This is a genomic window from Labilibaculum sp., assembly GCF_963664555.1.
Classification (GTDB): Bacteria; Bacteroidota; Bacteroidia; order Bacteroidales; family Marinifilaceae; genus Labilibaculum.
In genome coordinates, this window is sequence record NZ_OY761461.1 from 504,737 (window position 1) to 524,735 (window position 19,999).

Consider the following 19,999-nt stretch of genomic DNA (forward strand, 5'->3'; position numbering starts at 1 on the left):
AGGGATGTTAAATATAACATAGAAAATGAGGCTGTCAATAAAAGTAACAGTGTAATGTAAGAGAACATTGAACCTGTTACTACACTAAGGTAGCTACTTAATCTCGTAATAGGACGCAATTCAAAAGGAACATATGAAATGATGAATTCAGATTTAAAGACTCCAAAAATTATTGATATTAATATGAATAATCCTAACCGCTTAAGGGTTGGGGTGAAGTTAGATATTGTCATGGTGTGTAGTTTTGTATTAAATAACTTTCAATAACTGCTGCTATTATTAAAAAGGATAACGGTAAAGTAAATTCTTTCCAATGTGGTAGGCTAGGGAGGCTTTGATAAGTCATTAGTTTTTTATAAAAATAAAACCCTTTCATTCCAATTATCGCAAATAAAAAAAATGCAAGTATTTCTATGACCCCATGGTATATAAAGTATTCAATAAAATTAAAGAAATTTCCAGTGTTAAGATTTTTAGGTGTGATGAGACCTATGATTACCCCATTCCATATTAACACTAGGCATGACATTATTCCTCCTGTTAAATATCCAAGTATCGATAGGCAGAATGCTACAAGTAAGTTATTACTAAGAATATTAAAGAATGCTTCGAAATTGAAACTTTGAATTTCGATTAAAGTTTTTGGTGTTTGTATAGTTTGGGAGTCCACTGGTGTTGACAGTAATTCTCCTATAATAATGCCTATCGAAAATAAAGATAAGCACAGTGCTAAAGGCTTTAATTTATTTGCTTTCATTTATATTTGCAATTCTCTTTTTGTAAAGAGTGTAATTTCTGATTTCTTGAAAATTTCGTTGTTTGTTAAGGTATTGATAATACGACCTTAAGGCGTTGAGGAATTTGAGTTTGCCTGCGCGAGTTGCTATTTGAAGATCGATGTAAAGTAGTTTCTTTATAAAATAATCATTAGCAAGTATTCTATAAACGAAAACGACGTAAACACCAAAAATCCCATAAAATATGTCGGGGAGATGTTCTAATGTTAACTGTGATACAATAGTATATGGGATAATTAGCAGGCTGGTAAAAAATAAAAGGGTCTTAGTGTTGTCATATTTGTTCATTAAAACTTTATGTGTGATTAAGAGAGATGCTGCTTCGTTGCCTATATTTTCAACTAGTTTCTCACTTATCAGGATACTATTAAAAATAAGATTGTATTGTATGGTAGGTAAATGATTTTTAGTCATTTTAATCTTAATACTTTTATTAGGTATCAGGACCATAGAAGATATCGTGTTTTTGGTGTCTGGGTCGGAAACTAAAAATGCAATATTTAGAAGGAAATATCTAAGAGAACTGAAGTAGTAATAAATAGAGTAAAAAAGTAAGGTATTAGTTATTAAGGCTATAAATGTTATTGTAGATTCAAACATTTTAAGACTTATAATTGTTAGATAATATAGCCCTATTTGACAGAGTAGGTCAATTAATGCATATTTTAGTTTTTTAGGATTTATGTCGTAGAAATATGAAAGTTTGTAGTTTTTTATAATATCTAGGATATAAAAAAAGATTGTTATCAAAAATCCTATGGCAATTGAAAGTATAAGTGTATGAGTCATTGTGATTGTTTATTTCTATGGTAAGTTTAATGATTGCGGTCTGCTATTGTTTTGCAAAATAGCAGACTGCAGAAAAAAAATATGTATTTGTGAGGTTTAGGCTCCTCCAACATAAGATCCAACAATTTCTCCACCCCATACACCAAGAACAGTGCCCGCTGGTCCAAAAGCGCTACCAATTGCTCCTCCGACCCAAGCTCCAATAGTTCCTCCGCCTGATGCACCAAGCATTCCGCCTACGACACCACCATATATTCCTCCGGCGGGCCCGTAACCTTCCTCTAATTGTTTACCTACGTAATAGCTTGCCAGATTTGATGTTGCTAATGTGTTGATCTTGTTAGAGTAGCAAGCTGTTCCTATGAAAATACTAAAGGATAGCAAAAAAACGGTTAAAGGTTTTATGTCTTTTCTTTTCATTTTACAAAATTTAAGTGTTAATAATTAATTTACATTAATTTTGCCCTTGTCTCCTCGAACGAGATTTTTGGACTTTGAGTTTGGGTATGCGCATATTGATAAACTTGAGAACCAAGTTAAAAAAACTCACCGCCACTATTCGGCGGTGAGCTTATTTGTAATTAATCTATTATGTAGGATTGTTTTGTGCGGCAGTAGCTAATGGGGTAATTGTTTTCTTTTAAGGTTTTTATCAGTCTGGAAAGACTGCGTTCCGAAATATTTAACCGTTGTGCTAATTCTGTCGGGTTGCCTGTTTTACCAGTGTTTATTAGTTCTTTAATATACTCCGTTTTCTCAAGAAAGTCTAAGTGTGTCATGTGTTAAAATATTAATTGGCTGTTTGTGATTTACCCATTAGTTCCTGTAATGTTAAAAAAGTAACCCTGTCGGGTGTTAAATATTGTTAAGTTTTAAGTTGAGGATGTAAAATAAACTCTGTATTACTTATGTTTGTTGGCTTACCGTTTTGTTTGTGAAGAGAAAAAAATACTGGATTTAATTTATGTAAGGCATTTTGTTGCTGTTCTTAATTTGTGCTAAATGCAAAATTGCAGCGTGTAATTCGAAATAAAAAAGCAGTGTTGAAAAGCATTGGAAAAACTTCTTTAAGTAAACGTATCCTTTCCATTCAAATTACGTTAATAAATAAAAGGACTTCTAGGTATTTTATTCGCTTCAATTAAAAAGATATCTAAATACTTTATTATATTTGCATGAAATTTCATTGGGGCATGCAATTGTGAGTTAGCTGAATGGTTTTGATTTTTTCTGCGAAAATGAAGCTCTTGACTTCTTCCCCATTAATTTAAAATATTGAATTCTTTTAAGGAAATGCAAAGAATCTTATTCGATTTTGAAGCTTTCTACCTGATACTTAAACAACATGGCAAAAGAAGAACAAGATAAAATATTAGATGAGGTAACGCAAAGCGATTATAAATACGGCTTTGTTACCGACATTGAAAATGATGATATAGGCAAAGGTCTTAGCGAGGATGTTATTCGAATGATATCTGCTAAAAAAAACGAGCCGGAATTTATGCTTGAATTTAGATTGAAAGCGTATCGTCATTGGCTGACTATGAAAATGCCGGAATGGGCCTACTTAAAGATTCCTCCGATTGATTATCAGGATATCATTTACTACTCGGCACCAAAACAAAAAGCGAAACTGGAGAGCATGGATGATGTAGATCCTGAAATTCGTGCCACTTTCGATAAGCTTGGGATTCCTTTGGATGAACAAAAACTGTTGTCGAATGTTGCAGTTGATGTGGTGATGGATTCATCGTCGGTAAAAACGACATTTAAACAAGCTTTGGCTGAAAAAGGGGTTATTTTCTGTTCGTTTAGTGATGCAGTTCAGGAACATCCCGATTTAATTCAGGAATATATGGGAACGGTTGTTCCAATTCAGGATAACTTTTTTGCAGCCCTTAACTCAGCGGTATTCTCCGATGGATCATTTGTTTACATCCCGAAAGGGGTTCGCTGTCCAATGGAGCTGTCTACCTATTTCCGTATCAATGCTGAAAATACAGGGCAGTTCGAGCGTACATTAATCGTGTGTGAGGAGGAGAGCTACGTAAGTTATTTGGAAGGATGTACGGCACCCATGCGTGACGAAAATCAGCTGCATGCAGCTATCGTCGAAATTATTGTGAAGGATAATGCAGAGGTGAAATACTCTACGGTTCAAAACTGGTATCCGGGGAATAAAGACGGACTGGGTGGTATTTACAATTTTGTGACTAAACGGGGTATTTGCGAAGGTAAAAATGCAAAGTTAATGTGGGCTCAGGTGGAGACCGGATCGGCAGTTACCTGGAAATATCCTTCTACTATATTAAAGGGTGATGGCTCGTCGAGTGAGTTTTATTCGGTAGCAGTAACTAATAATCATCAGCAGGCTGATACCGGATCAAAAATGATTCACATTGGTAACAATACCAAAAGTACAATCATATCAAAAGGAATATCAGCAGGAAAAAGCAGCAACTCCTACCGTGGATTGGTTAAGGTAACCAAGAATTGTGAAGGAGCTCGTAACTTTTCTCAATGTGATTCATTACTTTTAGGAGATAAATGTGGAGCACATACTTTCCCATATCTCGAAATTGGCAATAAATCGGCTAAGGTAGAACACGAAGCGACTACTTCTAAAATTGGTGAAGATCAAATTTTCTACTGCAATCAGCGGGGGATTTCTACCGAGGATGCTATTGGTTTAATTGTTAATGGCTATGCCAAAGAGGTAATCAACAAAATGCCTATGGAATTTGCTGTAGAAGCTCAAAAGCTTCTGGCGATCAGTTTGGAAGGATCCGTAGGTTAATAAATATAAAATAAGTAGAACCCAACGCATAACTGCGACAAAATAGAAGTGAAATGTTAAGTATTAAAAATTTACACGTTTCCATTGATGGAAAAGAAATCTTAAAAGGAATTAATCTTGAGATTAAGCCTGGAGAAGTTCATGCTATTATGGGACCTAATGGTGCTGGTAAAAGTACTTTAGCTTCAGTATTGGCAGGAAGAGATTTGTATGAAGTAACCGAAGGTGAAATTACATTTCAAGGAAAAAACTTGTTGGATATGGCGCCGGAAGATCGTGCTAAAGAAGGAATTTTCTTGGGTTTTCAATACCCAATAGAAATCCCTGGAGTTTCCACGGTTAATTTCATGAAAACTGCGGTCAACGAACACCGCAAACACAAAGGATTGGATCCGTTAACGGCATCTGATTTTTTAAAGTTGATGCGCGATAAAAAAGCATTGGTTGAAATCGACTCAAAACTGACAAATCGTTCTGTAAACGAGGGCTTTTCAGGTGGAGAGAAGAAAAAAAATGAGATTTTTCAAATGGCGATGCTGGAACCTAAATTGGCGGTTTTAGATGAAACCGATTCAGGATTGGATATTGATGCTCTGCGAGTTGTTGCAAATGGGGTGAATAAATTGAAAACAGCCGATAATTCAACAATTGTGATCACTCACTACCAACGTTTGTTGGATTATATTGTACCGGATGTAGTTCATGTTTTGTTTAACGGTCGAATTGTTAAAACTGCCGGCAAAGAGCTTGCTCTGGAGCTGGAAGAAAAAGGATACGACTGGATTAAGGAAGAAAACGGAAAATAGTTGAGCAGAGTGGAGGTATAGGGAATTGGATTTATCTCATTTCTCAAATCTCAAATCTCAGATCTAATATCTAAAAAAAACATGGCCGACATAAATACAATAAATAAGGATTTCGCTGATCTGTTCGAACAAGGCAAAGAATTGCTTTCGAATGGTTCTTCTGCTTGCATGAATGAGGCTCGTGGAAAAGCTTTCGTTCAGTTTCAGAAATTAGGCGTTCCTACTCGTGCCAACGAGAATTACAAATACACCAACCTAATACCAGCATTCGATCATCCGTATAATGTGAATCTTCGCTATATGGAAGTGGATGTTGACCTGAATGATATCTTTCAGTGCGATGTTCCTGAGTTGGATACCAATATGGTATTGCTAACGAATGGATGGTTTTATGGCAACAATAAAGTGCTTACCGAATTGCCCGAAGGAGTTATCGTTTGTGGTATTCAGGAGGCAGCACAAAAATATCCTGATATTTTTAATGCACATTACGGCAAGTATGCCAAGCCCGAAGAGGATGGCATTGTAGCATTAAACACAGCTTTGGCAAAAGATGGTTTATTCATTTATGTGCCCAAAGGTGTTGTGATTGAAAGAGCAATTCAAGTGGTGAATCTTTTGAGATCTGATCGCGATTTAATGGCAACTCAACGTAATTTGTTTGTGATTGAAGAGAATGCTCAGGCTAAAATTATTGTTTGTGATCATACTTTAACACATCATAAATACCTAAGCAATTCTGTTACAGAGGTAAATGTTGCATCAAATGCCGTGTTTGATTTGTATACCTTGCAAAATCAGCATTTAAATTCTGTTATTCTGAATTCAACATTTATTCGTCAGGATAAGAATTCAAATGTGCTGACCAATACCATTTCTCTTTACGGAGGAACCATTCGCAACAATCATCATGTATTGTTGGATGGCGAGCATTGTGAAAACAATACTTACGGAATGTATTTGATGGACAACAAACAGCATGTTGATAATTTTACATCGATAGATCATTCAAAACCGAATTGCTTAAGCAACGAGCATTTCAAAGGAGTTATGGATGGCGAAGCAACGGCAGCATTTTCAGGGCGGATCTATGTTCGTCGTGATGCTCAAAAAACATTGGCTTATCAGTCAAATAACAATCTGTTGTTGAGCGATGACGCTCAAATCAATACAAAACCTCAGTTGATTATTGATGCTGATGATGTGAAATGTAGTCATGGAGCCACAGTTGGTCAGATGGATGAAGATGCATTGTTCTATCTTCGTGCAAGAGGAATTGATGAAAAAGAAGCCCGTCAGATGTTGATGTTTGCTTTTGCTCACGAAATAATTGAAAAAATTAGAGTTGAACCGCTTAAGGATCGAATTGATGCATTGGTTGATACAAGATTGAGAGGTGAAATATCAAAATGCAATACATGTGCGATTGCCTGCAAAAATTAGATTAATTAATTTTGGTACGATGTACTTGATTCTCTTATAGAATGACAATAGATATTAATAAAATACGTAAAGATTTTCCCATTCTTGGGGAATTGATTTACGGCAAGCCTCTTGTTTACTTTGATAATGCGGCAACAACTCAAAAGCCTCGTCAGGTAATTGATAAGTTGACCGAGTATTATTACAGGTACAATTCCAATATTCACCGTGGTGTTCATTACCTGAGCAACAAATCCACCGATGGAAATGAGAATGCAAGAATAATTGTACAGAATTTCATCAATGCAAAACATTCGCATGAAGTAATTTTCACCAGCGGAGCCACCGAATCAATTAATCTGGTTGCCAATTCATTTGGCGATCGATTTATCTCGGAAGGCGATGAGATGATTGTTTCTGAATTGGAACATCACTCCAATATTGTGCCCTGGCAACTAATTTGTGAACGGAAAAAAGCAACTTTAAAAGTATTGCCTTTTAACGATCAAGGGGAATTGATGATAGAGAAATTGGATGATTTAATTACGGATCGTACAAAAATTATTGCGGTAAATCACATCTCCAATTCATTGGGAACCATTAATCCGATCCGTAAAATAATCGGGATTGCGCATGCTAAAAATGTTCGTGTTTTAATTGATGCCGCTCAATCGGTTCAGCACAAAAAAATCGATGTTCAGGATTTGGATGTGGATTTTCTGGTGTTCTCCGGACATAAAATTTACGGACCAACCGGAATTGGTGTTTTATACGGCAAGGAAGAATTGCTGAATGAAATGTCACCTTGGAAAGGTGGAGGTGAAATGATTCAGGAAGTTACTTTCGAAAAAACAACCTACAACGAACTACCTTATAAATTCGAAGCTGGAACGCCAAATTATATCGATGCAATCGGATTGGGTGCTGCAATTGAATATGTGGAGAGTATTGGAATTGAAAATATCGATGACTACGAACAGGAACTGTTGACATACGCAACTGAAAAGTTACTTTCAATAGATGGTTTACGAATTTATGGAACTGCAGCTAAAAAAACTTCCGTAATTTCATTTTTGGTGGAAGGAATTCATTTCTATGATATGGGAATGCTGCTCGACCAAATGGGAATTGCAGTAAGAACCGGCACACATTGCACCGAGCCGGTAATGCAGCATTTTGGAATCGACGGGACAGTTCGGGCTTCATTTTCCTTTTACAATACAAAGGAAGAAATAGATGTACTTTGTAATGGCATTTTGAAAGTTTGCAAAATGTTTGCAGTAAAATAGTCCGTGGGTTAGATTTTCACAGATAGAAAATTATTGTAACTTTCGGCTGAAAAAATATAAATTAGATACGTTCGCAGATTTGTAATAGGGAATCTTTTCTCTGATTTAAATCTCATATCTAAAATCTATAGTATGACAATAAACGAAATTCAGGAAGATATAATTGAAGAATTTGCAGGATTTGAAGATTGGATGGACAAATACGCCTATCTAATTGAGTTGGGAACAGATCTTTCCGGTTTAGATGCGAAATATCAAACAGAATCGAATCTGATAAAGGGTTGTCAGTCTAAAGTTTGGTTCAATGCATCACTCGAAAATGGTGTAGTCAAATTGGAGGCCGACAGCGATGCAATTATCGTAAAAGGAATTGCAGCTTTGTTAATTCGTGTTTTCAACAATCAAACTCCTGAAGACATAATGAATGCCGATTTAAAATTTATTGACGAAATCGGTTTAAAGCAACATTTATCTCCTACCCGCTCTAATGGGTTGGTTTCCATGGTAAAACAAATAAAAATGTATGGAATTGCTTTCAGTCATGTAAGCAAACAAGCAAAATAAGATGGGAAAAAGGGAAACAGAAGCAATAATCGTTGAGGTTTTAAAAACCATTTACGATCCGGAAATTCCAGTGAATATTTACGATCTGGGATTGATATATGAAATTGATCTGTACGAGGAAGATGAGGTTAAAATCACAATGACTCTTACAGCTCCAAACTGTCCGATGGCCGACCAAATTTTGGAAGAGGTGAACGAAAGAACAAAATCGTTGCCGCAAATCGAAGATGTAACCGTTGTGTTAACCTTCGATCCACCTTGGGACAAGGATATGATGACCGAAGAAGCAAAACTCGAATTGGGTTTTCTCTAAATATATCAAAGGGCTGTTTTTTTACAGTCCTTTTTTAGTTTCTACGAATTTGGTTTCTGATTTTTGTTTTGGGCGTTTCCTTCGTTCCTCAGGTCGGGCTTTCCGTTTTTACTCCTCGCTCATTCTTCGCTGTGGGGTAAGCACTTCAATCCCTAACGCAAAATGGTTCTTTTTTTGAGTAATTCCTATGATTTTGAAATTCGTATTTTGTACAAATTGTCAGTCAAAGTCCCCTTTAGGGAAATGAGGGTAATTGGAATAACATTAATTTTTCAGTTCTATTTCTTAATTTAGCACCATGAATCTTACTCTCACTGCAAAATCAAACCTCATAAAAGCCAAAGCTATCGAGCTTGGTTTGGATCTTTGTGGAATCGCAAAAGCAGATTTTCTGGCGGATGAAAAAGAGAATTTACAATCTTGGTTAGATAAAAAATATCATGGTGAGATGTTGTATATGGCCAACAATATCGAAAAGCGACTGGATCCCCGTTTGTTGGTCGAAAATACAAAGTCGATTGTTGTTGTTGGTTTAAATTATTTCCCCAAAGAACAGCAGCATGATTCCGAAGCACCGGTAATTGCAAAATATGCTTATGGAAAAGATTATCACTTCGTACTAAAGGATAGATTAAATCAACTTTTGGAATACATCAATGCAGAAATTGGCGAAGTTTCGGGTCGAGCATTTGTCGATTCAGCTCCAGTATTGGAACATGCCTGGGCAAAAAAGGCAGGTTTAGGCTGGATAGGAAAAAACTCATTGCTTCTCAATCGTAAAATCGGTTCGTTTCTTTTTCTGGGCGAATTGTTAATCGATATGGAATTGGAATATGAGGAAACCAAGGAAATTGATTTTTGCGGAGGTTGCAGTAAATGCATTCGGGCTTGTCCTACCGGAGCAATTACAGAGCCTTACGTAGTTAATGGAAGCAAATGTATTTCCTATTTCACCATCGAACTCAAGGGTGAAATTCCTGAAGAAATGAATGGGAAATTCGAAAACCGGGTATTTGGTTGTGATATTTGTCAGGATGTGTGTCCATGGAATCGCATGGCAAAACCTCATTCCGTTCCCGAATTTGAACCAAATCCAGAACTGCTCTCTTTGTCAAAAGCAGAATGGGAACAAATGGATACTCATAAATTTGCGGAGATCTTCAAAAATTCGGCTGTGAAACGAACAAAATTCAAAGGATTAAAACGCAATCTCGATTTTCTTACCGAAACAAACACTGAAAATACCCCGGGAATCGACAACATCCCTTAAGCTGAGGAAGGGAACCGTTAAGCAATAGGTAAGCAATGCCAAGGAGTGCACGATCACCTGTAAGGAAGAGAAGAGAACCGGTAAAAAATGGAAGAGAACGTGAAAGGAATAGATGAGAACACATAAACTGAGGGTGAGACCCCTTAAGGAATGCTTGGGAACGATTAAGGAGAGCAAGAGGACGTTGAATTCCCCCTATAATTTTGTTACATTTATTATTTTGAAAAAATAACGAAAACAATTCTTTTAATGGAGCACTATATTTATCATGCAAATACAGATAAAGGAAGCAAGTTGTTTTTCCAGCTTTGGCAACCACTTGCTGCACCCAAAGCAGTAATTTGTTTGGTGCATGGTATCGGCGAGCATTCCTCCAGATATCACGATTGGGCTGAACAATTTGTGGAAAAGAACATTGCTGTTTTAAGTTACGACCAGCGGGGCCATGGTTTGTCTGATGGAAAAAGAGGAGTTATTGCCTCTTACGAAAAATTAATGGATGATGTTGATTTCGCGCTGGAAGAAGTAAAAAAGCATTTTGAGGATATACCATGCTTTTTATATGGTCATAGCATGGGAGGAGGAGAGGTTTTAAATCATTTAATTTCGCGAAAGTCGGATTATTTAGGAGTCATTTCTACTTCACCTTGGATTGTTACACAGGCAGCACCCCCTAAAACAGCAATGTCTATTCTTAGAGTGTTGGCGAATTTAGTTCCTTTTTTAAGTGTAAAAACGAGTTTTGATACTAAAATGTTATCTCATAATAAGGAGGTGTGCATTAAATATGATGAGGATGAATTGGTGCATCACATGGTTTCATTCAGATTATTTGTCGACGCATATGATGCCGGATACGGTGTTTTGCGGAATCCGGATAAAGTAAAAAAGCCATTATTGCTGCTTCATGGCAGTGGTGATCAGATAACAGATCCAAATGCCAGTAAGATTTTTTCAGAGGGAGTTGAGGATTTGTGCACCTATATTCAGTACGATAAAGCTTATCATGAATTGCATAATGAATTTTGTCAGCAAAAGGTTTTTGTTGATATTATTAATTGGTTAGAAGCTCGATTGGAAGAGAAAAACTAAATAATTTAGAAGATGGCAAATTTTAGAACTGAGGTGAAAATTTCTGAATCGAGAGATAAGTTGAATTACAATTCAAAAGCAATCATGTTGGGTTCTTGTTTTACCGAGAATATTGGAGCGCAACTGAGTAAATATAAATTTGATGTCAATATTAATCCATTTGGAGTAATATACAATCCGATAAGTGTTGGCAATAGTCTGAAAATACTAATAGAGAACAAAAAGTTTCGTGAGGAAGATTTAAATTTCGCTAATGATATGTGGTTTAGTTTTTCTCATCATGGGCGATTCTCAAATGCCGATGTAAACGAATGTTTAGATGCAATCAATACTGAAATTAAAAAGTCATCATTGGATTTGGCAAATTCAGATGTTCTTTACATTACATTCGGAACAGCCTGGGTTTATGAATTGCTCGATACTGGAGAGATAGTTTCTAATTGTCATAAATTACCTGCCAGGGAATTTCATCGTTACCGCTTGGATGTTGATGAAATTGTACAATTTTATAAAAAATTGATTGTCTCTTTGGCAATTTTTAATCCAGACCTAAAAATTGTATTTACGGTGAGTCCAATCCGACATTGGAAGGATGGAGCTCATGGAAATCAGCTTAGTAAAGCAACATTGCTTCTGGCAATTGAGCAGTTGGTTGAGCTCTTTGAACAAGTGTCTTACTTTCCATCTTACGAAATTGTAATGGATGAATTAAGAGACTATCGGTTTTACGCAGAGGACATGTTACATATGAATACTACATCTGTTAATTATATTTGGACTCGTTTTGTTGATACATATATGGAGAATGAAACACTTGCCGTGATGAAACGGGTCGATAAAATTGTTTCGGCGGCCAGTCATCGGCCCTTTAATCCAGACACGATTAGTCATCAGCAGTTTATTACCAGTACTTTACGTGATGTGGGGAAGTTAGAGAGTCAATACCCAAATATTGTTTTTGATAAAGAAAAGTCACTATTATTAAAAAATCTTCACCATTAGTATGGACATTCTCAATTGAATTTTGTATTTTGTTTCTCTCTTTCGGATAAAAAAATAGCTTCTGATTATCAGGCAGCTATTTCTTTTTGTAGAAAACTTTTCAATTTTGATTAGGAATTGGGAGAAATAATGGTTTATCTTTGCACCGCTTTCAACGGAAGGTGCCTGGTTTTTTTAGTGTTTTTGGGAGTGATTTTGATTTCACAAAAGCCTTGGTTTATTTTTTTTGAAATTTTTTTACTTTGGGATTAGGATATGTTGAATTAAATGATTTATCTTTGCACCCGCTTTAAGAGTTAACGAACTCGTGAGCCACTAGGAAACGTGGGGTTTGCAGTGAGATTAGCTTGAAAAAAAAAGTTAAAAAAAGATTTGCAAGTTTAGGATTTATTTCTTTATCTTTGCACTCGCTTTTAGGGACAGCAACGGCTGTCTTATTAAGAATGAAATTTTAGAACAGGTTGCCTTTTTAAGTAAGGGAAAAACGGCCGGGAAAAGTTCTTTGAAAATATTGGAAACAACAAGTTAGGTAAATACAAGAATAATACCTTGTCAATAAAGAATTACGATAACTTTAATACATTCATGAGCAGAATTATAACAAAAGTTTTTATACAACGAAGAGTTTGATCCTGGCTCAGGATGAACGCTAGCGACAGGCCTAACACATGCAAGTCGAGGGGTATAAGCAGCTTGCTGCTTAGAGACCGGCGCACGGGTGAGTAACGCGTATGCAACCTACCTTTTACTGGGGGATAGCCCAAAGAAATTTGGATTAATACCGCATAATATATTTGAATCGCATGGTTTGGATATTAAATCTACGGAGGTAAAAGATGGGCATGCGTAGCATTAGTTAGTTGGTGAGGTAACGGCTCACCAAGACTATGATGCTTAGGGGGTCTGAGAGGATAGTCCCCCACACTGGTACTGAGACACGGACCAGACTCCTACGGGAGGCAGCAGTGAGGAATATTGGTCAATGGGCGCAAGCCTGAACCAGCCATGTCGCGTGCAGGATGACGGCCCTATGGGTTGTAAACTGCTTTTTTACAGGAATAAACTTTACTACGTGTAGTGAACTGAAGGTACTGTAAGAATAAGGATCGGCTAACTCCGTGCCAGCAGCCGCGGTAATACGGAGGATCCAAGCGTTATCCGGATTTATTGGGTTTAAAGGGTCCGTAGGCGGGCTTTTAAGTCAGTGGTGAAATCCCGGAGCTCAACTCCGGAACTGCCATTGATACTGAAGGCCTTGAATTTAGTTGAGGTGGGCGGAATACGTTATGTAGCGGTGAAATGCATAGATATAACGTAGAACACCGATTGCGAAGGCAGCTCACTAAGCTAACATTGACGCTGATGGACGAAAGCGTGGGGAGCGAACAGGATTAGATACCCTGGTAGTCCACGCCGTAAACGATGATTACTCGTTGTGCACAATACACCGTGCGTGACTGAGCGAAAGCATTAAGTAATCCACCTGGGGAGTACGTTCGCAAGAATGAAACTCAAAGGAATTGACGGGGGCCCGCACAAGCGGAGGAACATGTGGTTTAATTCGATGATACGCGAGGAACCTTACCTGGACTTAAATGTAGATTGACCGGCTTAGAAATAGGCTTTCTCTTCGGAGCAATTTACAAGGTGCTGCATGGTTGTCGTCAGCTCGTGCCGTGAGGTGTCGGGTTAAGTCCCATAACGAGCGCAACCCCTATCGTTAGTTGCTAACAGGTTAAGCTGAGGACTCTAGCGAGACTGCCACCGTAAGGTGAGAGGAAGGTGGGGATGACGTCAAATCAGCACGGCCCTTACGTCCAGGGCTACACACGTGTTACAATGGCCAGTACAAAGGGCTGCTACCAGGCGACTGGATGCTAATCTCTAAAGCTGGTCTCAGTTCGGATCGGAGTCTGCAACTCGACTCCGTGAAGTTGGATTCGCTAGTAATCGTAGATCAGCAACGCTACGGTGAATACGTTCCCGGGCCTTGTACACACCGCCCGTCAAGCCATGGAAGCCGAGGGGACCTGAAGTACGTAACCGCAAGGAGCGTCCTAGGGTAAAATTGGTAACTGGGGCTAAGTCGTAACAAGGTAGCCGTACCGGAAGGTGTGGCTGGAACACCTCCTTTCTAGAGATTGGAAGTATTAATATAGATATTGTAGTTCGATAAGGAATTGCTCTGTATTTCCTGACTGATTGTTTTCATAAATTTATTTATACCATAACCCATAGCGTTAGGGTGTTTTCACCGCTAAGCTGATAGGTAGTAATAGTCCTGTAGCTCAGTTGGTTAGAGCACTACACTGATAATGTAGGGGTCCGCAGTTCAAATCTGCGCAGGACTACACAACGTTTATGGGGGATTAGCTCAGTTGGCTAGAGCGCCTGCCTTGCACGCAGGAGGTCATCGGTTCGACTCCGATATTCTCCACAGAAATACAAATGGTGTATTTAAAGTTCTTTGACATATTGAAACAAAATTAAAGTAGAAGTAACAAAAGTAAAGAAACAGGGATGAATTTCGGCAACGAGATTTATTTTTTGTTAACACAATAAGAAGTAATTAAGAGCGTATGGCGGATGCCTTGGCTCTCAGAGGCGATGAAGGACGTGATAAGCTGCGATAAGTCATGGAGAGGTGCAAATAACCTTTGACCCGTGAATTTCCGAATGGGGCAACCCATCTATTTATAGATATCCAGCAATGGAGGCAAACCCGGAGAACTGAAACATCTAAGTACCCGGAGGAGAAGAAAACAAAAGTGATTCCCCTAGTAGTGGCGATCGAACGGGGATCAGCCCAAACCTATATTGTTTCGGCAATGTAGGGGTTGTAGGACTGCAATAAGAGAAATGGCGTGAAGTGGAAGTGTTTGGAAAGACACACCGTAGAGAGTGATAGTCTCGTACACGTAAGCAAAAAGCCTCTAGCAGTATCCTGAGTAGCGCGGAACACGAGAAATTCTGTGTGAATCTGCCGGGACCATCCGGTAAGGCTAAATACTCCTGAGAGACCGATAGTGAACAAGTACCGTGAGGGAAAGGTGAAAAGCACCTCGAATAGAGGAGTGAAATAGTACCTGAAACCATACGCTTACAAGCGGTCGGAGCACCTTTGGGTGTGACGGCGTGCCTTTTGCATAATGAGCCTACGAGTTACTCCTCACTAGCGAGATTAAGGGCTTCAGGTCCGTAGTCGAAGCGAAAGCGAGTCTGAATAGGGCGTAAAGTTAGTGGGGGTAGACGCGAAACTTGGTGATCTACCCATGGTCAGGCTGAAGCTCTGTTAATCCAGAGTGGAGGGCCCAACCCGTTGACGTTGAAAAGTCTTGGGATGAACTGTGGGTAGGGGTGAAAGGCCAATCAAACTGAGAAATAGCTCGTACTCCCCGAAATGCATTTAGGTGCAGCGTCAGAGTCGAGAGTTATAGAGGTAGAGCTACTGATTGGATGCGAGGGCTTCACCGCCTATCAAATCCAGACAAACTCCGAATGCTATAACTTATATCTGGCAGTGAGCCCGTGGGTGCTAAGGTCCACGGACGAGAGGGAAAGAACCCAGACCATCAGCTAAGGTCCCCAAATGTATGTTAAGTTGAACTAACGAGGTGAGATTGCATTGACAGCTAGGATGTTGGCTTGGAAGCAGCCATTCATTTAAAGAGTGCGTAACAGCTCACTAGTCGAGCGATCTTGCATGGATGATAATCGGGCATAAAACATACTACCGAAGCTATGGATTTAGAATTTATTCTAACTGGTAGGGGAGCATTCCAGCGGCGCAGAAGCAGTGTGGTAATGCATTGTGGAGCTTCTGGAAAAGCAAATGTAGGCATAAGTAACGATAATGCGGGTGAGAAACCCGCACGCCAATAGACTAAGGTTTCCTGATCAACGCTAATCGGATCAGGGTTAGTCGGGACCTAAGGGGTAGCCGAAAGGCGAACTCGATGGACAACGGGTTAATATTCCCGTACCGGCTTTAACTGCGATGGGGTGACGAAGAGATGAAAGCACCGCGAACTGACGGAATAGTTCGTTGAAGACCGTACGTGATGATAGATGCAGGCAAATCCGCATCTTGAGCTGAAAGTCGATAGTACTGCAATGCTACGGCAGCGCAGATAGTGTGCCTAATTTTACTTCCAAGAAAAACCTCTAAGCTTCAGGTTAAAGTTGCCCGTACCTCAAACCGACACAGGTAGTCAAGTAGAGTATACTAAGGCGCTCGAGTGATTCATGGCTAAGGAACTCGGCAAAATAGTCCTGTAACTTCGGGAGAAAGGACGCTCTCAGTAATGAGAGCCGCAGTGAAATGGCCCAGGCGACTGTTTATCAAAAACACATGGCTTTGCAAAAACGAAAGTTGAAGTATAAGGCCTGACACCTGCCCGGTGCTGGAAGGTTAAGTGGAGATGTTATTTTCGGAGAAGCATTGAAATGAAGCCCCAGTAAACGGCGGCCGTAACTATAACGGTCCTAAGGTAGCGAAATTCCTTGTCGGGTAAGTTCCGACCTGCACGAATGGTGTAACGATCTGGGCACTGTCTCAGCCATGAGCTCGGTGAAATTGTAGTATCGGTGAAGATGCCGATTACCCGCAACGGGACGGAAAGACCCCGTGCACCTTTACTGCAGCTTCACATTGATTTTGGGTAAGTAATGTGTAGGATAGGACGGAGACTACGAAGCGGCCTCGCCAGGGGCTGTGGAGTCAACCTTGAAATACGTCCCTTTGCTTATCTGGAGTCTAACGTCTAACGACGGACAGTGTGTGGTGGGTAGTTTGACTGGGGTGGTCGCCTCCAAAAGAGTAACGGAGGCTTCTAAAGGTACCCTCAACACGTTTGGTAATCGTGTGTAGAGTGCAATGGCACAAGGGTGCTTGACTGTGAGACATACAGGTCGATCAGGTACGAAAGTAGAGCATAGTGATCCGGTGGTTCCGCATGGAAGGGCCATCGCTCAAAGGATAAAAGGTACGCCGGGGATAACAGGCTGATCGCTCCCAAGAGCTCATATCGACGGAGCGGTTTGGCACCTCGATGTCGGCTCGTCACATCCTGGGGCTGGAGAAGGTCCCAAGGGTTGGGCTGTTCGCCCATTAAAGTGGCACGCGAGCTGGGTTCAGAACGTCGTGAGACAGTTCGGTCCCTATCTGTTGTGGGCGTTGGAAATTTGAGAGGATCTGACTCTAGTACGAGAGGACCGGGTTGGACGAACCTCTAGTGCATCTGTTGTGGCGCCAGCTGCATTGCAGAGTAGCTACGTTCGGAAGGGATAAGTGCTGAAAGCATCTAAGCACGAAGCCTACCTCAAGATGAGATTTCCTTTAAGGGTCGTTGGAGACTACGACGTTGATAGGTTGCAGGTGTAAAGGTGGTGACATCAAAGCCGAGCAATACTAATTACCCTAATACTTCTGAGTGCGGGGTTCATCGCTGAATTTTTTCGGATGCTATTTTTACTTTAATTTTTTTGATATGTCTATGATATAATCTTGCGGGTGTAAGCTCAATATTAGATTAATGATTTTAGGTGTCTATTGCAACGGGGTTCCACCTCTTCCCATTCCGAACAGAGAAGTTAAGCCCGTTAGCGCCGATGGTACTGCCGAAAGGTGGGAGAGTAGGTCGACGCCGACTTTTAAAAGAGTCTTGTTCCAATGAGAATGAGACTCTTTTTTTGTTATATGTGTAAATTTTTATTGTAATTTTTTAAAGTCAGAATCAATTTCAATTCAGGGCAGTCCCAAATATTCTCTTCTTTAACTCTCTCTAAGGTTTTTTAACCTATATTTTGAATCAATCCATTCAACTTAATAACAGTTTGTTTATCTTTGTTGGCTATGAAACAATTCTTTCTATTTGTAACAATTTTGATTTGTCTTAATTCTTATGCCCAAGTGTATGATGGTGGTCCTGGTGATCCTCAAAGAGATAAACTTGGAAATAGAGATAAATTAAGAAAGGAAGGTAACGAACTTGACAGTTTGGGATATAATAGTGTGAAATCTGTTATTAAGAGTTGGAAACTTACTGATTTTGCTTCAAAAAGAGAGTTTGTTGAGTTGGATACAGTTTTGGGTTTTCAACATAATTACAATCCAATATTTAGAAATAGTATCTCGAATACTTATTTGGGCAATTTAGGTTCTCCATATATTTCTAATATTTATAGAGATCGTAATATCAATGAACAGTTCTTATCGTTTTCTACTTATAGAAACTACATGCTTAAACCGGAAGATGTAGTATTCTACAACACAACCACACCTTTTACAAGTGTTTATTATGAAACAGGTGGACCTAAGGGACAAGCGGAGAATTTATTGAGAGTGTTGCAAACGCAGAATATAAATCCTAACTGGAATGTAGGAGTTAGTTATAACTTAATTTCCAGTGATGGACAGTATCAAAATCAGAAAACAAAATTGTATGATTTTAGCTTTTTTTCATCTTATAAAAAAGAAAGGTACGGTTTAGATTTCGTTTTGAATCAAAATAGTCTAAGTAATGAGGAAAACGGAGGTTTGTCTTTAGATACAGACTTAACTGAAAAAAGTGAGGATTCGGAAAATTTAAAAGTCCGGCTTGATGATGCTAAAAGTAAATTGACCAATTTTAACTTTTTTATGAATCATTCCTATGGTATTGGTGAAGAAAGAGAAGTTATTCAAGAGAAGGATACAACTTATTCTTATCCTATTAATTTCATTTACAATTTTACCTTTGAATCGGATAGTAGGAGATACAAGGAAACGATAATCGATAATTCTTTTTATTCAAATTACTTTTTTGATTCAAAGTATACGTTTGATAAAGTTGAATATTCAAACCTTAGAAATACCTTTCAGCTTGTATTTAATGAAAATAAAAACAAGTGGATTCGTTTAGGTGCCAGGTTTGGAATTATAAGTGATTTTGGAAAGTATAACTCCAGGTTGGCAGTAAATGAAGTTTCCTTTCATCAAAATGATACGAAAATACATAACAATCAACTTCTTGCAAGTTTATTTAGTTCAGCAGGTTCATTCTTAAGTTGGAATGCGACAGGAAAGTATGTATTCGAAGGATATAAGCAAAACGATTTTGAGCTGAAGTATGAATTAACAAAATGGATTGGAAAAAAAGATTCAATTCATCATGGTGTATCTGTTCTTGCTAAATTAAATTCTAAAACACCTGATTTTTTTCTTTCTAAGTATTATGGAAATAACCAGCAGTGGAATTTGAATTTGGATAAGATTACAGAATTAGAGCTTGGAATTGAATATTTTAATGAGAAAAGGAATTTAAAAATAGGTGGGCAAATTAACCAAATAGATAATTATACTTATTTTGGACTGGATGCTATTCCCGAACAAACAGGTACAGGAATTACGGTATTGACCGGATATTTGGAAAAAAGATTCAAATTGGGAAACTTTTATCTAAACCAAAAGTTAGTTGGTCAAAAAGGATCTGAGGATAAAATTTTACCATTACCAACTTTTTCAATCTATAGTAATAATTATTATAAAAATACATTTTTTAAAGGCGCACTGGGGCTTCAAGTAGGATTTGCCGTGCATTACAATACAGCATTTTTTGCTCCTGATTATATGCCATCAACAGGACAGTTTTTTTTACAGGATCAGAAAGAAATTGGTGATTATCCTAAGGTTGATGTGTACTTTAATTTTAGAATTAAACGTACTCGTATATTTGTTATGTATGAGCATATGAATGCGTCGATAGGCAGTAAAAATTATTTTGTTGCTCCACACTACCCTCTCAATCCAGCCATGTTAAAATATGGACTAATCTGGACTTTTTACAATTAAGGATTTATTATAAAAACCAAGAACTGG

At 38.5% G+C, this 19,999-nt stretch carries 13 protein-coding genes, 2 tRNA genes and 3 rRNA genes; 15 read left to right on the forward strand and 3 right to left on the reverse strand.

Annotated features, from left to right (window positions below; all coding sequences use genetic code 11):
- Positions 1–229 precede the first annotated feature (229 nt).
- From ACKU4N_RS02125 to ACKU4N_RS02135, 3 genes are all read right to left on the reverse strand, one after another.
- Entirely contained in the window at positions 230–757 is a 528-nt protein-coding gene (locus ACKU4N_RS02125; RefSeq protein ID WP_321319945.1) for a stage II sporulation protein M, read from the reverse strand.
- A gap of 925 nt (positions 758–1,682) precedes the next feature.
- Complete coding sequence (locus tag ACKU4N_RS02130) at positions 1,683–2,006, reverse strand: hypothetical protein (RefSeq protein ID WP_321319946.1); 324 nt, start codon at positions 2,004–2,006, stop codon at positions 1,683–1,685.
- A 161-nt stretch (positions 2,007–2,167) separates the two neighbouring features.
- Positions 2,168–2,365: an HTH domain-containing protein gene (locus ACKU4N_RS02135; protein WP_321319947.1), complete on the reverse strand. Its 198-nt coding sequence runs from the start codon at positions 2,363–2,365 to the stop codon at positions 2,168–2,170.
- A 566-nt stretch (positions 2,366–2,931) separates the two neighbouring features.
- Between ACKU4N_RS02135 and sufB the strand changes: the two genes are divergently transcribed.
- The 15 genes from sufB to ACKU4N_RS02210 all read left to right on the forward strand — a co-directional run bounded on the left by sufB (position 2,932) and on the right by ACKU4N_RS02210 (position 19,972).
- Positions 2,932–4,383 (forward strand): Fe-S cluster assembly protein SufB, encoded by a 1,452-nt coding sequence (gene sufB / locus ACKU4N_RS02140; RefSeq protein ID WP_321319948.1) that lies wholly within the window; start codon positions 2,932–2,934, stop codon positions 4,381–4,383.
- 53 nt (positions 4,384–4,436) lie between these two features.
- On the forward strand, positions 4,437–5,189 hold the full coding sequence (gene sufC / locus ACKU4N_RS02145; protein WP_321319949.1) for a Fe-S cluster assembly ATPase SufC: 753 nt from the start codon (positions 4,437–4,439) through the stop codon (positions 5,187–5,189).
- 81 nt (positions 5,190–5,270) lie between these two features.
- Complete coding sequence (gene sufD / locus ACKU4N_RS02150; RefSeq protein ID WP_321319950.1) at positions 5,271–6,632, forward strand: Fe-S cluster assembly protein SufD; 1,362 nt, start codon at positions 5,271–5,273, stop codon at positions 6,630–6,632.
- Positions 6,633–6,673: 41 nt separating this feature from the next.
- Positions 6,674–7,900 (forward strand): SufS family cysteine desulfurase, encoded by a 1,227-nt coding sequence (locus ACKU4N_RS02155; protein WP_321319951.1) that lies wholly within the window; start codon positions 6,674–6,676, stop codon positions 7,898–7,900.
- A 132-nt stretch (positions 7,901–8,032) separates the two neighbouring features.
- Positions 8,033–8,464 (forward strand): SufE family protein, encoded by a 432-nt coding sequence (locus ACKU4N_RS02160; protein ID WP_321319952.1) that lies wholly within the window; start codon positions 8,033–8,035, stop codon positions 8,462–8,464.
- A gap of 1 nt (position 8,465) precedes the next feature.
- The gene (locus tag ACKU4N_RS02165; protein ID WP_321319953.1) at positions 8,466–8,777 is read left to right on the forward strand and encodes a metal-sulfur cluster assembly factor; all 312 of its coding nucleotides are present in this window, start codon (positions 8,466–8,468) and stop codon (positions 8,775–8,777) included.
- Positions 8,778–9,075: 298 nt separating this feature from the next.
- Positions 9,076–10,047: a tRNA epoxyqueuosine(34) reductase QueG gene (gene queG / locus ACKU4N_RS02170; RefSeq protein ID WP_321319954.1), complete on the forward strand. Its 972-nt coding sequence runs from the start codon at positions 9,076–9,078 to the stop codon at positions 10,045–10,047.
- Between the two features lie 249 nt (positions 10,048–10,296).
- Positions 10,297–11,139 (forward strand): alpha/beta hydrolase, encoded by an 843-nt coding sequence (locus tag ACKU4N_RS02175; protein WP_321319955.1) that lies wholly within the window; start codon positions 10,297–10,299, stop codon positions 11,137–11,139.
- Between the two features lie 12 nt (positions 11,140–11,151).
- Entirely contained in the window at positions 11,152–12,141 is a 990-nt protein-coding gene (locus tag ACKU4N_RS02180) for a GSCFA domain-containing protein (protein ID WP_321319956.1), read from the forward strand.
- A gap of 614 nt (positions 12,142–12,755) precedes the next feature.
- Positions 12,756–14,275, forward strand: a 16S ribosomal RNA gene (locus ACKU4N_RS02185).
- 143 nt (positions 14,276–14,418) lie between these two features.
- Positions 14,419–14,492 (forward strand) — tRNA-Ile (locus ACKU4N_RS02190).
- A 12-nt stretch (positions 14,493–14,504) separates the two neighbouring features.
- Positions 14,505–14,578: transfer RNA gene (locus tag ACKU4N_RS02195), tRNA-Ala, on the forward strand.
- A 122-nt stretch (positions 14,579–14,700) separates the two neighbouring features.
- Positions 14,701–17,575: ribosomal RNA gene (locus tag ACKU4N_RS02200) — 23S ribosomal RNA — on the forward strand.
- 106 nt (positions 17,576–17,681) lie between these two features.
- Positions 17,682–17,792: ribosomal RNA gene (gene rrf / locus ACKU4N_RS02205) — 5S ribosomal RNA — on the forward strand.
- The 16S, 23S and 5S rRNA genes sit together here with 2 tRNA genes alongside, the layout of an rRNA operon.
- A 203-nt stretch (positions 17,793–17,995) precedes the next feature.
- Complete coding sequence (locus ACKU4N_RS02210; protein WP_321319957.1) at positions 17,996–19,972, forward strand: putative porin; 1,977 nt, start codon at positions 17,996–17,998, stop codon at positions 19,970–19,972.
- The last annotated feature ends 27 nt before the right edge of the window (positions 19,973–19,999 follow it).

Coding starts and splice junctions, on each gene's coding strand:
- ACKU4N_RS02165 (WP_321319953.1), top strand. CDS start 8,466: ATGGGAAAAAGGGAAACAGAAGCAATAATCGTTGAGGTTTTAAAAACC.
- ACKU4N_RS02180 (WP_321319956.1), top strand. CDS start 11,152: ATGGCAAATTTTAGAACTGAGGTGAAAATTTCTGAATCGAGAGATAAG.
- ACKU4N_RS02210 (WP_321319957.1), top strand. CDS start 17,996: ATGAAACAATTCTTTCTATTTGTAACAATTTTGATTTGTCTTAATTCT.
- ACKU4N_RS02155 (WP_321319951.1), top strand. CDS start 6,674: ATGACAATAGATATTAATAAAATACGTAAAGATTTTCCCATTCTTGGG.
- ACKU4N_RS02175 (WP_321319955.1), top strand. CDS start 10,297: ATGGAGCACTATATTTATCATGCAAATACAGATAAAGGAAGCAAGTTG.
- sufB (WP_321319948.1), top strand. CDS start 2,932: ATGGCAAAAGAAGAACAAGATAAAATATTAGATGAGGTAACGCAAAGC.
- queG (WP_321319954.1), top strand. CDS start 9,076: ATGAATCTTACTCTCACTGCAAAATCAAACCTCATAAAAGCCAAAGCT.
- ACKU4N_RS02160 (WP_321319952.1), top strand. CDS start 8,033: ATGACAATAAACGAAATTCAGGAAGATATAATTGAAGAATTTGCAGGA.
- sufC (WP_321319949.1), top strand. CDS start 4,437: ATGTTAAGTATTAAAAATTTACACGTTTCCATTGATGGAAAAGAAATC.
- ACKU4N_RS02135 (WP_321319947.1), bottom strand. CDS start 2,365: ATGACACACTTAGACTTTCTTGAGAAAACGGAGTATATTAAAGAACTA.
- sufD (WP_321319950.1), top strand. CDS start 5,271: ATGGCCGACATAAATACAATAAATAAGGATTTCGCTGATCTGTTCGAA.
- ACKU4N_RS02130 (WP_321319946.1), bottom strand. CDS start 2,006: ATGAAAAGAAAAGACATAAAACCTTTAACCGTTTTTTTGCTATCCTTT.
- ACKU4N_RS02125 (WP_321319945.1), bottom strand. CDS start 757: ATGAAAGCAAATAAATTAAAGCCTTTAGCACTGTGCTTATCTTTATTT.